The organism is Escherichia sp. WS547 (assembly GCF_046486065.1).
GTDB classification, from domain to species: domain Bacteria; phylum Pseudomonadota; class Gammaproteobacteria; order Enterobacterales; family Enterobacteriaceae; genus Escherichia; species Escherichia coli.
Genome location: NZ_JBJQMA010000018.1, coordinates 26,322 through 40,945 on the forward strand (window position 1 = coordinate 26,322; position 14,624 = coordinate 40,945).

Sequence of the window (14,624 nt, forward strand, 5' to 3'; positions counted from 1 at the left end):
GTCAGAATGTATGCATTAACCCAGGGCCGGATCTTTACCGGCCACGAATTTCTTGATGACCACGCGGTTGTTATCGCTGATGGCCTGATTAAAAGCGTCTGTCCGGTAGCGGAACTGCCGCCAGAGATCGAACAACGTTCACTGAACGGGGCCATTCTCTCCCCCGGTTTTATCGATGTGCAGTTAAACGGCTGCGGCGGCGTGCAGTTTAACGATACTGCTGAAGCAGTCAGCGTAGAAACGCTGGAAATCATGCAGAAAGCCAATGAGAAATCAGGCTGTACTAACTATTTGCCGACGCTTATCACCACCAGCGACGAGCTGATGAAACAGGGCGTGCGCGTTATGCGCGAGTACCTGGCAAAACATCCGAATCAGGCGTTAGGTCTGCATCTGGAAGGCCCGTGGCTGAATCTGGTAAAAAAAGGCACCCATAATCCGAATTTTGTGCGTAAGCCTGATGCCGCGCTGGTCGATTTCCTGTGCGAAAATGCCGATGTCATTACCAAAGTGACCCTGGCACCGGAAATGGTTCCTGCAGAAGTCATCAGCAAACTGGCAAATGCCGGGATTGTGGTTTCTGCCGGTCACTCCAACGCGACGTTGAAAGAAGCGAAAGCCGGTTTCCGCGCGGGGATTACCTTTGCCACCCATCTGTACAACGCAATGCCGTATATTACCGGTCGTGAGCCGGGCCTGGCGGGCGCGATCCTCGACGAAGCTGACATTTATTGCGGTATTATCGCTGATGGCCTGCATGTTGATTACGCCAACATTCGCAACGCTAAACGTCTGAAAGGCGACAAACTGTGTCTGGTTACTGACGCCACCGCGCCAGCAGGTGCCAACATTGAACAGTTCATTTTTGCGGGTAAAACAATATACTACCGTAATGGACTTTGTGTGGATGAGAACGGTACGTTAAGCGGTTCATCCTTAACCATGATTGAAGGCGTGCGTAATCTGGTCGAACATTGCGGTATCGCACTGGATGAAGTGCTGCGTATGGCGACGCTCTATCCGGCGCGTGCGATTGGCGTTGAGAAACGTCTCGGCACACTCGCCGCAGGTAAAGTAGCCAACCTGACCGCATTCACACCTGATTTTAAAATCACCAGGACCATCGTTAACGGTAACGAGGTCGTAACTCAATAAGAGAAAGTATGACACCAGGCGGACAAGCTCAGATAGGTAATGTTGATCTCGTAAAACAGCTTAACAGCGCGGCGGTTTATCGCCTGATTGACCAGTATGGGCCAATCTCGCGGATTCAGATTGCCGAGCAAAGCCAGCTTGCCCCCGCCAGCGTAACCAAAATTACGCGTCAGCTTATCGAACGCGGGCTGATTAAAGAAGTTGATCAGCAGGCCTCCACCGGGGGCCGCCGCGCTATCTCTATCGTCACCGAAACCCGCAATTTCCACGCAATCGGCGTACGGCTTGGTCGTCACGACGCCACCATCACCCTGTTTGATCTCAGCAGCAAAGTGCTGGCAGAAGAACATTACCCGTTGCCGGAACGTACCCAGCAGACGCTGGAACATGCCCTGCTGAATGCCATTGCTCAGTTTATTGATAGCTACCAGCGCAAGCTGCGCGAGCTGATCGCCATTTCCGTGATCCTGCCGGGGCTTGTTGACCCGGACAGCGGCAAAATTCATTACATGCCGCATATTCAGGTGGAAAACTGGGGGCTTGTAGAAGCACTGGAAGAGCGTTTTAAAGTGACCTGTTTTGTCGGCCACGATATCCGCAGTCTGGCGCTGGCGGAGCACTACTTCGGTGCAAGTCAGGATTGCGAAGACTCCATTCTGGTGCGTGTACATCGCGGAACCGGGGCCGGGATTATCTCTAACGGGCGCATTTTTATTGGCCGCAACGGTAACGTCGGTGAAATTGGCCATATTCAGGTCGAACCGCTGGGTGAACGCTGCCACTGCGGCAACTTTGGCTGCCTGGAAACTATCGCTGCCAACGCCGCTATTGAACAACGGGTGTTGAATCTGTTAAAGCAGGGCTACCAGAGCCGCGTGCCGCTGGACGACTGCACCATAAAAACTATCTGCAAAGCTGCGAACAAAGGCGATAGCCTGGCGTCGGAAGTGATTGAGTATGTCGGTCGTCATCTGGGCAAAACCATCGCCATTGCCATCAACCTGTTTAACCCGCAAAAAATTGTTATTGCCGGAGAAATCACCGAAGCCGATAAAGTGCTGCTCCCTGCTATTGAAAGCTGCATTAATACCCAGGCGCTGAAGGCGTTTCGCACTAATCTGCCGGTGGTACGTTCTGAGCTGGATCACCGCTCGGCAATCGGCGCTTTTGCGCTGGTAAAACGCGCCATGCTCAACGGTATTTTGCTCCAGCATTTGCTGGAAAATTAATGTGCTTTTATAGTGGCGCTTATTGTTGTCAATATTCTGGGTAGTCCATGACCATTAAAAATGTAATTTGCGATATCGACGGCGTGCTGATGCACGATAACGTCGCCGTACCGGGTGCAGCGGAATTTTTGCACGGGATTATGGATAAAGGCCTGCCGCTGGTGTTGCTGACCAACTATCCTTCACAGACCGGGCAAGATCTGGCGAATCGCTTTGCCACTGCGGGTGTCGATGTGCCGGACAGCGTGTTTTATACCTCCGCGATGGCAACCGCCGATTTCCTGCGTCGCCAGGAAGGCAAGAAAGCATATGTGGTGGGCGAAGGCGCACTGATTCATGAACTGTACAAAGCCGGTTTCACTATTACCGATGTGAACCCTGATTTTGTGATTGTTGGCGAAACGCGTTCCTACAACTGGGACATGATGCATAAAGCAGCCTATTTCGTCGCTAACGGTGCACGCTTTATCGCCACCAACCCGGACACCCACGGGCGCGGTTTTTATCCGGCCTGTGGCGCGCTATGCGCGGGGATCGAAAAAATCTCCGGACGTAAACCGTTCTATGTTGGTAAGCCGAGTCCGTGGATCATCCGCGCAGCATTAAACAAAATGCAGGCGCATTCGGAAGAAACGGTGATTGTTGGCGATAACCTGCGTACCGATATTCTGGCGGGCTTCCAGGCCGGTCTGGAGACGATTCTGGTACTCTCCGGTGTTTCGTCGCTCGACGATATCGACAGTATGCCATTCCGCCCCAGCTGGATTTACCCATCGGTCGCCGAAATCGACGTTATCTGAATAGCAACCACGCCTCAGGGCGTGGTTTCTTATTTTTACCCATCACTAAAATTCGCCCATTCAATAAAACCCGCCAAAAATTATCGATTCATCAATAAATACACCTCCACACCCTACCCTTTTTCATTAATCAGCAATCACCATTACGTTTTTTATTTACCCCCTGCCAAATCGCTTGCGCACAGTGCTGCTTTGCGGCATTTTTTTAAACAAGCAAACACAACAAGCAACAAATACCAGGTTAACGGAGAAGGTTATGTGTTCAATTTTTGGCGTATTCGATATCAAAACAGACGCAGTTGAGCTGCGCAAGAAAGCACTCGAGCTGTCACGCCTGATGCGTCATCGTGGCCCGGACTGGTCCGGTATTTATGCCAGCGATAACGCCATTCTCGCCCACGAACGTCTGTCCATTGTTGACGTTAACGCGGGGGCGCAACCTCTCTACAACCAACAAAAAACCCACGTGCTGGCAGTAAACGGTGAAATCTACAACCACCAGGCATTGCGCGCTGAATATGGCGATCGTTACCAGTTCCAGACCGGGTCTGACTGTGAAGTTATCCTCGCGCTGTATCAGGAAAAAGGGCCGGAATTTATCGACGACTTGCAGGGCATGTTTGCCTTTGCCCTGTACGACAGCGAAAAAGATGCGTATCTGATTGGTCGCGACCATCTGGGGATCATCCCACTGTATATGGGCTATGACGAACATGGTCAGCTGTATGTGGCCTCAGAAATGAAAGCCCTGGTGCCGGTATGCCGCACGATTAAAGAGTTCCCGGCGGGGAGCTATTTGTGGAGTCAGGACGGCGAAATCCGTTCTTATTATCACCGCGACTGGTTCGACTTTGATGCAGTGAAAGATAACGTGACCGACAAAAACGAGCTGCGTCAGGCACTGGAAGATTCCGTTAAAAGCCATTTGATGTCTGATGTGCCTTACGGTGTGCTGCTTTCTGGTGGTCTGGATTCCTCAATTATTTCCGCGATCACCAAGAAATACGCCGCCCGTCGCGTGGAAGATCAGGAACGTTCTGAAGCCTGGTGGCCGCAGTTACACTCCTTTGCTGTAGGTCTGCCGGGTTCACCGGATCTGAAGGCAGCCCAGGAAGTGGCAAACCATCTGGGCACTGTGCATCACGAAATTCACTTCACTGTACAGGAAGGTCTGGACGCCATCCGCGACGTGATTTACCACATCGAAACCTATGATGTGACCACTATTCGCGCTTCAACACCGATGTATTTAATGTCGCGTAAGATCAAGGCGATGGGCATTAAAATGGTGCTGTCCGGTGAAGGTTCTGATGAAGTGTTTGGCGGTTATCTTTACTTCCACAAAGCACCGAATGCCAAAGAACTGCATGAAGAGACGGTGCGTAAACTGCTGGCCCTGCATATGTATGACTGCGCGCGTGCCAACAAAGCGATGTCAGCCTGGGGCGTGGAAGCACGCGTTCCGTTCCTCGACAAAAAATTCCTTGATGTGGCGATGCGTATTAACCCACAGGATAAAATGTGCGGTAACGGCAAAATGGAAAAACACATCCTGCGTGAATGTTTTGAAGCGTATCTGCCTGCAAGTGTTGCCTGGCGGCAGAAAGAGCAGTTCTCCGATGGCGTCGGTTACAGTTGGATCGACACCCTGAAAGAAGTAGCGGCGCAGCAGGTTTCTGATCAACAGCTGGAAACTGCCCGCTTCCGCTTCCCGTACAACACGCCGACGTCCAAAGAAGCGTATCTGTACCGGGAGATCTTTGAAGAACTGTTCCCGCTTCCGAGCGCCGCTGAGTGCGTGCCGGGCGGCCCTTCCGTCGCGTGTTCTTCCGCTAAAGCGATCGAGTGGGATGAGGCGTTCAAGAAAATGGACGATCCGTCTGGTCGTGCGGTTGGTGTTCACCAGTCGGCGTATAAGTAAGAAATGCGGTACTGCCCCGGAGAAATCCGGGGCAGTTTCAGTTATTGAGCTGCTTGTTGATTCTGATATGCAGTAAGGAAATGTTCCGGGTTTGCCACATCACTGTTTGACAACTCATCACTGTAGGCCAGTATTTCATTGATTAATTTCCCACCACTATTGTTGAATTCCGAATTTCATCCTGTATGACAAAAGAATGGCTGTAGGGTGGGGAAAAAACACAAAGTAAACAATAATTGACGAATATAGCGCCACGCTGTTCGCAACCTAACCAAACAGTCACTTTCGAGCAATTTTCCTTGAAAAAGAGGTTGACGCTGCAAGGCTCTATACGCATAATGCGCCCCGCAACGCCGATAAGGTATCGCGAAAAAAAGATGGCTACGTAGCTCAGTTGGTTAGAGCACATCACTCATAATGATGGGGTCACAGGTTCGAATCCCGTCGTAGCCACCATCTTTTTTGCGGGAGTGGCGAAATTGGTAGACGCACCAGATTTAGGTTCTGGCGCCGCAAGGTGTGCGAGTTCAAGTCTCGCCTCCCGCACCATTCACCAGAAAGCGTTGTACGGATGGGGTATCGCCAAGCGGTAAGGCACCGGTTTTTGATACCGGCATTCCCTGGTTCGAATCCAGGTACCCCAGCCATCTTCTTCGAGTAAGCGGTTCACCGCCCGGTTATTGGGGTATCGCCAAGCGGTAAGGCACCGGTTTTTGATACCGGCATTCCCTGGTTCGAATCCAGGTACCCCAGCCATCGAAGAAACAATCTGGCTACGTAGCTCAGTTGGTTAGAGCACATCACTCATAATGATGGGGTCACAGGTTCGAATCCCGTCGTAGCCACCAAATTCTGAATGTGTCGAATATGTTCGGCAAATTCAAAAACCAATTTGTTGGGGTATCGCCAAGCGGTAAGGCACCGGATTCTGATTCCGGCATTCCGAGGTTCGAATCCTCGTACCCCAGCCAATTTATTCAAGACGCTTACATCGTAAGTGCACCCAGTTGGGGTATCGCCAAGCGGTAAGGCACCGGATTCTGATTCCGGCATTCCGAGGTTCGAATCCTCGTACCCCAGCCACATTAAAAAAGCTCGCTTCGGCGAGCTTTTTGCTTTTCTGCGTTCATTCAATGTCGAATGCGATGTTGACACGTCTTATCCTTCAAAGTCGGATGCGACGCTGACGCGTCTTATCCGACCTACGGTTGGCATGCATCCGGCAATGTTGTAAGGCTACAACCCTAACGCATATTTCAGCGCCTGACGTTTCAACACGCCAGCACGCTCCGCCGCCATCAAACCAAGATTACGCACAAAACGCAGTGGTGGCAGATTATTGCTGAATCCGGCATAAAACAGATCCATACCGCTCTGCATAATGAAGTTATCCGCCATGCGCCGCATCTGGTAACGCTTGAGTATCGGATAACTGGCCCACGCTTCGCCATAGCTGCGAGCGTTGACCAGAACGTCAATCAGGGCATCGACATCACGATAACCAAGATTCACCCCCTGCCCCGCCAGCGGATGGATGGTATGCGCGGCATCGCCCACCAGCGCAAGCCCCGGCTGCACATACTGCAACGCATGGCGACGCGTCAGCGGAAACGCGCCAGCGGCAAGCGGTGTCACGTAACCCAGACGCGACGGGAAATGCTTCGCGATTTCCGCCTGTAACTGCGCCATATTCATATTCTGCAACTGGCGAATGCGCGCCGGAGAGTCATACCACACCAGCGATGCCCAGTTATCAAACAACGGCAGAAACGCACGCGGTCCATCCGGGGTAAATTGCTGCCAGGTGCTATCGCCGGGATCGTTCTCGCACTGGACGCTAATCAACATGCACGACTGCGCATACTGCCATGCATGAACGCCAATTCCCGCCATCTGCCGCACCTGCGAATTTGCGCCGTCGGCACCAATCACCAGCTTCGCGCGAATCACTTCACCGCCTTTCAGCTCCAGCTCCTGAAGATCATTATGGCGATGCAGCGCAATCAGCGAGCCTGGCACACGTAACGTTACTTTCGGATGCGCTTCCAGCGCCTGCCACAATGCCTGTTGCAGGACAGTGTTTTCTACCATATAGCCAAGCAACGGCAACTTTAATTCGGCTGCGTCAAATACCACATGCGCCGTTTCCCACTCCCACGTTTCCAGTCTGCGGTAAGGATGGCAACGCATAGCCTGTACTGCATCCCAGACCCCTAATCCTTTAAGCAATGATACCGAAGCCGCGCTGATCGCCGAGATCCGCACGTCCGGTTGGCTATCAGCGACAAACGGTGCAGGTTCTGCGTGCTCGATCACCGTTACCGCAAATCCGTGCTGAGCCAGTCCCAGCGCCAGTGCGCCGCCGACCATTCCTCCGCCGACAATGGCAATTTCCGTTGGTTGATTTGTCATGGTCAATCATCCTGTTAGCAATATGCTTTAAGTTTACAGGATTTTTACCCCCAAGGGCTGATAACGCTCATACTGGTCACAACGGCAGCAAAGCATTACACTATGCGCCCTGCATTCCTGGCTACTATTTCGCAAGAGCAAGTCGATGACCAAAAAACTCCATATTAAAACCTGGGGCTGTCAGATGAACGAGTACGATTCATCGAAGATGGCCGATCTGCTGGATGCCACCCACGGCTATCAACTGACCGACGTGGCGGAAGAAGCGGATGTGCTGCTGCTGAACACCTGCTCAATCCGCGAGAAGGCTCAGGAAAAAGTCTTCCATCAGTTGGGTCGCTGGAAACTGTTAAAAGAGAAGAATCCAGACCTGATTATCGGCGTCGGCGGCTGCGTGGCATCGCAAGAAGGCGAGCACATTCGCCAGCGCGCCCACTATGTCGATATTATTTTTGGGCCGCAAACGCTGCACCGTCTGCCGGAGATGATCAACTCCGTGCGCGGCGACCGCAGCCCGGTTGTAGATATCAGCTTCCCGGAAATCGAGAAGTTTGACCGTCTGCCGGAACCGCGTGCCGAAGGGCCGACCGCGTTTGTCTCCATCATGGAAGGCTGCAATAAATATTGCACCTACTGCGTAGTGCCTTACACCCGTGGTGAAGAGGTAAGCCGTCCGTCCGACGATATTCTGTTTGAGATCGCCCAGCTTGCGGCTCAGGGCGTGCGTGAAGTCAACCTGCTCGGTCAGAACGTGAACGCCTGGCGTGGTGAAAACTACGACGGCACCACCGGATCGTTTGCCGATCTGCTGCGTCTGGTTGCTGCGATCGACGGGATCGATCGTATTCGCTTTACCACCAGCCATCCGATCGAATTCACCGACGATATCATCGAAGTGTACCGCGACACGCCGGAGCTGGTGAGCTTCCTGCATCTGCCGGTACAGAGCGGTTCCGATCGCATTCTGAACCTGATGGGACGTACCCATACAGCGCTGGAGTACAAAGCGATCATCCGTAAGCTGCGTGCGGCGCGTCCGGATATTCAGATCAGTTCTGACTTCATCGTTGGCTTCCCTGGCGAAACCACCGAAGACTTCGAGAAAACGATGAAGCTGATTGCCGACGTCAATTTCGACATGAGCTACAGCTTTATCTTCTCCGCTCGTCCAGGTACACCAGCCGCCGATATGGTTGATGATGTTCCGGAAGAAGAGAAGAAGCAGCGTCTGTATATTCTGCAAGAACGCATTAATCAGCAAGCGATGGCATGGAGCCGCCGAATGCTCGGCACCACCCAGCGTATTCTGGTAGAAGGTACATCGCGTAAGAGCATCATGGAGCTTTCCGGTCGCACTGAAAATAACCGAGTGGTTAACTTCGAAGGTACACCGGATATGATCGGTAAATTCGTCGATGTAGAAATTACCGACGTCTACCCGAACTCTCTGCGCGGTAAAGTGGTGCGAACTGAAGATGAAATGGGTCTGCGCGTGGCAGAAACACCGGAATCGGTGATTGCCCGTACCCGCAAAGAAAACGACCTTGGCGTGGGTTATTATCAGCCGTAATTCTCAGGCCCGCCGTTCCGGTGGGCCTTGTTTTTTCTCTCTTTATCCCCATCTTTATCGCAATGCTTGCGCCTTTTTCCTGTGGCGTGAATAATTTCCTTATAGGCCGGTGAATGTTCAGCTTCCGGCGGCATACAGATAAGAGGAACGGTTTGAACATAGACACTCGCGAAATCACCCTGGAGCCAGCAGACAATGCGCGTCTGTTGAGCCTGTGCGGCCCGTTTGATGACAACATCAAGCAGCTCGAACGCCGTCTCGGCATCGAGATCAATCGCCGCGATAACCACTTTAAACTGACCGGCCGTCCGATTTGCGTCACCGCTGCGGCAGACATTCTGCGTAGCCTGTATGTCGATACCGCCCCGATGCGCGGCCAGATTCAGGATATCGAACCGGAACAGATCCACCTTGCGATTAAAGAAGCGCGGGTACTGGAGCAAAGCGCGGAGAGCGTGCCGGAGTACGGCAAAGCGGTCAATATCAAAACCAAACGCGGCGTAATCAAGCCGCGCACGCCAAACCAGGCGCAGTACATTGCCAATATTCTCGACCATGACATCACCTTCGGCGTTGGCCCGGCGGGTACGGGTAAAACCTACCTGGCAGTGGCTGCGGCAGTTGATGCCCTGGAGCGTCAGGAAATTCGCCGTATTCTGCTGACTCGTCCGGCGGTCGAAGCCGGTGAGAAACTGGGCTTCCTGCCTGGCGATTTAAGCCAGAAAGTAGACCCGTATCTGCGCCCACTGTACGACGCGCTGTTTGAAATGCTGGGCTTTGAGAAAGTCGAGAAACTGATTGAGCGCAACGTTATTGAAGTCGCGCCGCTGGCCTATATGCGTGGTCGTACGCTGAACGACGCGTTTATCATTCTCGATGAGAGCCAGAACACCACCATCGAACAGATGAAGATGTTCCTGACCCGTATCGGTTTTAACTCAAAAGCGGTTATCACCGGCGACGTCACACAGATCGACCTGCCGCGTAATACCAAGTCAGGCTTGCGTCACGCCATCGAAGTGCTGGCCGATGTTGAAGAGATCAGCTTTAACTTCTTCCACAGCGAAGACGTGGTTCGTCACCCGGTGGTGGCGCGTATCGTTAACGCTTATGAAGCCTGGGAAGAAGCAGAACAAAAACGTAAAGCGGCGCTGGCAGCAGAACGCAAGCGCGAAGAACAGGAACAAAAATGAGTCAGGTGATCCTCGATTTACAACTGGCATGTGAAGATAATTCCGGGTTACCGGAAGAGAGCCAGTTTCAAACATGGCTGAATGCGGTGATCCCGCAGTTTCAGGAAGAGTCGGAAGTGACTATTCGCGTGGTCGATACCGCCGAAAGCCACAGTCTGAATCTGACCTATCGCGGTAAGGATAAGCCGACCAACGTGCTCTCCTTCCCGTTTGAAGTGCCGCCTGGCATGGAAATGTCGCTACTGGGCGATCTGGTTATCTGCCGTCAGGTGGTTGAGAAGGAAGCTCAGGAGCAAGGCAAACCACTGGAGGCGCACTGGGCGCATATGGTGGTGCACGGCAGTCTGCATTTGTTAGGTTACGATCACATCGAAGATGACGAAGCAGAAGAAATGGAAGCCCTCGAAACAGAGATTATGCTTGCTCTGGGCTATGAGGATCCGTACATTGCCGAGAAAGAATAATTTGCCAGGCATTTGACTGGCAGACGTCCCCGCCGTTGGTGATTAACGACGGCGTTTTGATTAACTAACATGAGAACCCATACGACGCCATGAGCGACGACAATTCACACAGTAGTGACACGATAAGCAACAAGAAGGGATTTTTCTCCCTGTTACTCAGCCAACTTTTCCACGGTGAACCGAAAAACCGTGACGAACTGCTGGCGCTGATCCGTGATTCCGGGCAGAACGACCTTATCGACGAAGATACGCGCGATATGCTCGAAGGGGTGATGGACATCGCAGACCAACGCGTCCGCGACATCATGATCCCCCGCTCCCAGATGATTACCCTGAAACGCAACCAGACGCTGGACGAATGCCTTGATGTCATCATCGAGTCCGCCCACTCACGTTTCCCGGTGATTAGCGAAGACAAAGATCACATTGAAGGGATTCTGATGGCGAAAGACTTGCTGCCGTTTATGCGCAGCGATGCTGAAGCCTTCAGCATGGACAAAGTGTTACGTCAGGCAGTTGTCGTTCCTGAAAGTAAGCGCGTAGACCGGATGCTGAAAGAGTTTCGCTCTCAGCGTTACCACATGGCGATCGTCATTGACGAATTCGGTGGAGTTTCCGGTCTGGTGACCATTGAAGACATCCTGGAACTGATTGTTGGTGAGATTGAAGACGAGTATGACGAAGAAGATGATATCGACTTCCGTCAACTTAGCCGCCACACCTGGACCGTGCGCGCACTGGCTTCCATCGAAGATTTCAACGAAGCGTTCGGCACCCACTTTAGCGATGAAGAGGTTGACACTATCGGTGGTCTGGTGATGCAGGCATTTGGGCATCTTCCGGCGCGTGGCGAAACCATCGACATCGACGGTTACCAGTTCAAAGTGGCGATGGCCGACAGTCGGCGTATTATTCAGGTTCATGTCAAAATCCCGGATGACTCACCCCAGCCGAAGCTGGATGAATAAAACCGAAACTGGATAGATAACTACATGGCTTTTGCCTCATTAATTGAACGCCAGCGCATTCGCCTGCTGCTGGCGTTATTATTCGGTGCCTGCGGAACGCTGGCCTTCTCTCCTTACGACGTCTGGCCTGCGGCGATTATTTCGCTGATGGGGCTTCAGGCGCTGACCTTTAACCGCCGTCCACTCCAGTCTGCCGCTATTGGCTTTTGCTGGGGATTTGGCCTCTTTGGCAGCGGTATTAACTGGGTCTATGTCAGCATCGCGACTTTTGGCGGAATGCCTGGCCCGGTTAACATCTTCCTGGTGGTGCTGCTGGCGGCGTATTTGTCGCTGTATACCGGACTGTTTGCTGGCGTGCTGTCGCGTCTATGGCCGAAAACCACCTGGCTGCGCGTGGCGATTGCCGCCCCTGCTCTCTGGCAAGTGACCGAGTTTCTGCGCGGTTGGGTGCTGACCGGCTTCCCGTGGTTACAGTTCGGCTATAGCCAGATTGATGGCCCGTTAAAAGGGCTGGCACCGATAATGGGCGTGGAAGCCATTAACTTCCTGCTGATGATGGTTAGTGGCCTGCTGGCACTGGCGTTGGTCAAACGCAACTGGCGTCCGCTGGTAGTGGCCGTCGTGCTGTTTGCCCTTCCCTTCCCGCTGCGTTACATCCAGTGGTTTACCCCGCAACCGGAGAAAACCATTCAGGTTTCGATGGTTCAGGGCGATATTCCGCAATCGCTGAAGTGGGACGAAAGCCAGCTTCTTAATACGCTGAAAATTTATTACAACGCGACGGCACCGCTGATGGGCAAATCATCGTTGATTATCTGGCCGGAGTCGGCGATAACCGATCTGGAAATTAATCAGCAACCGTTCCTCAAAGCACTGGACGGTGAGTTGCGCGATAAAGGGAGTACGCTTGTAACCGGAATTGTTGACGCGCGTCTCAATAAGCAGAACCGCTACGATACCTACAACACCATCATCACGCTGGGTAAAGGTGCACCGTACAGCTACGAATCAGCCGATCGCTATAACAAAAACCATCTGGTGCCGTTTGGCGAGTTTGTCCCGCTGGAGTCGATTCTGCGTCCGTTAGCACCGTTCTTTGATCTGCCGATGTCGTCGTTCAGCCGTGGGCCATATATCCAGCCGCCGCTGTCGGTGAATGGTATTGAGCTTACTGCGGCCATTTGCTATGAGATCATTCTCGGCGAGCAAGTGCGCGATAACTTCCGCCCGGATACCGACTACCTGCTGACTATCTCCAACGATGCGTGGTTTGGTAAATCTATTGGTCCATGGCAACACTTCCAGATGGCGCGAATGCGTGCGCTGGAGCTGGCGCGCCCATTGCTGCGTAGCACCAACAACGGTATTACGGCGGTGATTGGCCCGCAGGGTGAGATTCAGGCAATGATCCCGCAGTTCACCCGCGAAGTGTTGACCACTAACGTGACGCCGACTACCGGACTTACACCGTACGCACGTACCGGCAACTGGCCGCTGTGGGTACTGACGGCATTGTTTGGTTTTGCTGCTGTGCTGATGAGCCTGCGTCAACGACGTAAATAATCCCTTCTTATCGTGCCGGAATACATCCCGTATTTCGGCACGCTCACCGGATGCGGCATCAGTGCGTTATCCGGATAACAAAATTCCCCTATCCAACTTTGGCACATCTATTGCTTTGTTATACAAGGCAAAGCTTGAACCAGCATCAGTACAACCCGGTTGCACCACAGCAATCCACGGGTAGCACCAAAAGAGTGCATTTTAAGAATTTTGCTTCGGAATGGTGCGGCGCATCTCGCAAAAACAAACAATAAAACAGCAATATCTTTACATTTAGCCAAACTAAATGTTACCTAACAGGCACAACACTGCACAATAAAGTTGCAGACGATAACAACACAAACACTCACAACGGGTATCCATGCGTTCTTAACGCAGAAGATAAAGGAGTTGGATATGCAATTACGTAAACCTGCCACAGCAATCCTCGCCCTGGCGCTTTCCGCAGGACTGGCACAGGCAGATGACGCCGCCCCGGCAGCGGGCAGTACGCTGGACAAAATCGCCAAAAACGGTGTGATTGTCGTCGGTCACCGTGAATCTTCAGTACCTTTCTCTTATTACGACAATCAGCAAAAAGTGGTGGGTTACTCGCAGGATTACTCCAACGCCATTGTTGAAGCAGTGAAAAAGAAACTCAACAAACCGGACTTGCAGGTGAAACTGATTCCGATCACCTCACAAAACCGTATTCCACTGCTGCAAAACGGCACTTTCGATTTTGAATGTGGTTCTACCACCAACAACGTCGAACGCCAAAAACAGGCGGCTTTCTCTGACACTATTTTCGTGGTCGGTACGCGCCTGTTGACCAAAAAGGGTGGCGATATCAAAGATTTCGCCGATCTGAAAGGCAAAGCCGTAGTCGTCACTTCCGGCACTACCTCTGAAGTTTTGCTCAACAAACTGAATGAAGAGCAAAAAATGAATATGCGAATTATCAGCGCCAAAGATCACGGTGACTCTTTCCGCACCCTGGAAAGCGGTCGTGCCGTTGCCTTTATGATGGATGATGCTCTGCTGGCTGGTGAACGTGCGAAAGCGAAGAAACCAGACAACTGGGAAATCGTCGGCAAGCCGCAGTCTCAGGAAGCCTACGGTTGCATGTTGCGTAAAGACGATCCGCAGTTCAAAAAGCTGATGGATGACACTATCGCTCAGGTGCAGACCTCCGGTGAAGCGGAAAAATGGTTTGATAAATGGTTCAAAAACCCAATTCCGCCGAAAAACCTGAACATGAATTTCGAACTGTCAGACGAAATGAAAGCACTGTTCAAAGAACCGAATGACAAGGCACTGAACTAATTACAAGAACCAGGGGCGGAAATTCCAGCCCTCTCGATTGTTAC

General features: G+C 52.3%; 11 protein-coding genes and 7 tRNA genes. 17 read left to right on the forward strand and 1 reads right to left on the reverse strand.

Translation table 11 applies throughout. From position 1 onward, the window contains the following. Nucleotides 1-6: 6 nt before the first annotated feature. From nagA to ACJHWK_RS16160, 11 genes are all read left to right on the forward strand, one after another. Entirely contained in the window at nt 7-1,155 is a 1,149-nt protein-coding gene (nagA, locus tag ACJHWK_RS16110) for an N-acetylglucosamine-6-phosphate deacetylase (RefSeq protein ID WP_000271154.1), read from the forward strand. 8 nt (nt 1,156-1,163) lie between these two features. Continuing rightward, nucleotides 1,164-2,384, forward strand: coding sequence for a DNA-binding transcriptional regulator NagC (gene nagC / locus ACJHWK_RS16115; RefSeq protein WP_000187594.1), 1,221 nt, complete (start codon nt 1,164-1,166; stop codon nt 2,382-2,384). A gap of 47 nt (nt 2,385-2,431) precedes the next feature. After that, nucleotides 2,432-3,184 carry a ribonucleotide monophosphatase NagD gene (nagD, locus tag ACJHWK_RS16120; RefSeq protein WP_000153129.1) on the forward strand — a complete coding sequence of 251 codons (753 nt, stop codon included), beginning with the start codon at nt 2,432-2,434 and terminating at the stop codon, nt 3,182-3,184. A 256-nt stretch (nt 3,185-3,440) separates the two neighbouring features. Continuing rightward, complete coding sequence (gene asnB / locus ACJHWK_RS16125) at nt 3,441-5,105, forward strand: asparagine synthase B (RefSeq protein ID WP_170886107.1); 1,665 nt, start codon at nt 3,441-3,443, stop codon at nt 5,103-5,105. A 379-nt stretch (nt 5,106-5,484) separates the two neighbouring features. Then, a tRNA-Met gene (locus ACJHWK_RS16130) sits at nt 5,485-5,561 on the forward strand. 8 nt (nt 5,562-5,569) lie between these two features. After that, nucleotides 5,570-5,654: transfer RNA gene (locus tag ACJHWK_RS16135), tRNA-Leu, on the forward strand. Nucleotides 5,655-5,677: 23 nt separating this feature from the next. Then, nucleotides 5,678-5,752, forward strand: a tRNA-Gln gene (locus tag ACJHWK_RS16140). Between the two features lie 34 nt (nt 5,753-5,786). Further along, nucleotides 5,787-5,861, forward strand: a tRNA-Gln gene (locus tag ACJHWK_RS16145). A 15-nt stretch (nt 5,862-5,876) separates the two neighbouring features. Beyond that, a tRNA-Met gene (locus ACJHWK_RS16150) sits at nt 5,877-5,953 on the forward strand. A 48-nt stretch (nt 5,954-6,001) separates the two neighbouring features. Beyond that, nucleotides 6,002-6,076: transfer RNA gene (locus tag ACJHWK_RS16155), tRNA-Gln, on the forward strand. Nucleotides 6,077-6,113: 37 nt separating this feature from the next. After that, nucleotides 6,114-6,188 (forward strand) — tRNA-Gln (locus ACJHWK_RS16160). 153 nt (nt 6,189-6,341) lie between these two features. On the opposite strand, the gene ubiF is transcribed toward ACJHWK_RS16160, so the two are convergent. Continuing rightward, entirely contained in the window at nt 6,342-7,517 is a 1,176-nt protein-coding gene (gene ubiF / locus ACJHWK_RS16165; protein ID WP_001522553.1) for a 3-demethoxyubiquinol 3-hydroxylase, read from the reverse strand. Between the two features lie 145 nt (nt 7,518-7,662). On the opposite strand from ubiF, the gene miaB reads away from it, so the two are divergent. From miaB to gltI, 6 genes are all read left to right on the forward strand, one after another. Beyond that, nucleotides 7,663-9,087 (forward strand): tRNA (N6-isopentenyl adenosine(37)-C2)-methylthiotransferase MiaB, encoded by a 1,425-nt coding sequence (gene miaB / locus ACJHWK_RS16170; RefSeq protein WP_000162740.1) that lies wholly within the window; start codon nt 7,663-7,665, stop codon nt 9,085-9,087. A 152-nt stretch (nt 9,088-9,239) separates the two neighbouring features. After that, the gene (locus ACJHWK_RS16175; RefSeq protein WP_001018040.1) at nt 9,240-10,280 is read left to right on the forward strand and encodes a PhoH family protein; all 1,041 of its coding nucleotides are present in this window, start codon (nt 9,240-9,242) and stop codon (nt 10,278-10,280) included. Continuing rightward, nucleotides 10,277-10,744 (forward strand): rRNA maturation RNase YbeY, encoded by a 468-nt coding sequence (gene ybeY / locus ACJHWK_RS16180; RefSeq protein WP_000084469.1) that lies wholly within the window; start codon nt 10,277-10,279, stop codon nt 10,742-10,744. The genes ACJHWK_RS16175 and ybeY overlap by 4 nt, the downstream gene beginning before the upstream one ends. 89 nt (nt 10,745-10,833) lie before the next feature. Next, on the forward strand, nt 10,834-11,712 hold the full coding sequence (corC, locus tag ACJHWK_RS16185) for a CNNM family magnesium/cobalt transport protein CorC (RefSeq protein WP_001278605.1): 879 nt from the start codon (nt 10,834-10,836) through the stop codon (nt 11,710-11,712). A gap of 24 nt (nt 11,713-11,736) precedes the next feature. Beyond that, nucleotides 11,737-13,275, forward strand: coding sequence for an apolipoprotein N-acyltransferase (gene lnt / locus ACJHWK_RS16190; RefSeq protein ID WP_001522550.1), 1,539 nt, complete (start codon nt 11,737-11,739; stop codon nt 13,273-13,275). A 396-nt stretch (nt 13,276-13,671) separates the two neighbouring features. After that, nucleotides 13,672-14,580 (forward strand): glutamate/aspartate ABC transporter substrate-binding protein GltI, encoded by a 909-nt coding sequence (gltI, locus tag ACJHWK_RS16195; protein ID WP_001177085.1) that lies wholly within the window; start codon nt 13,672-13,674, stop codon nt 14,578-14,580. Nucleotides 14,581-14,624: the final 44 nt, after the last annotated feature.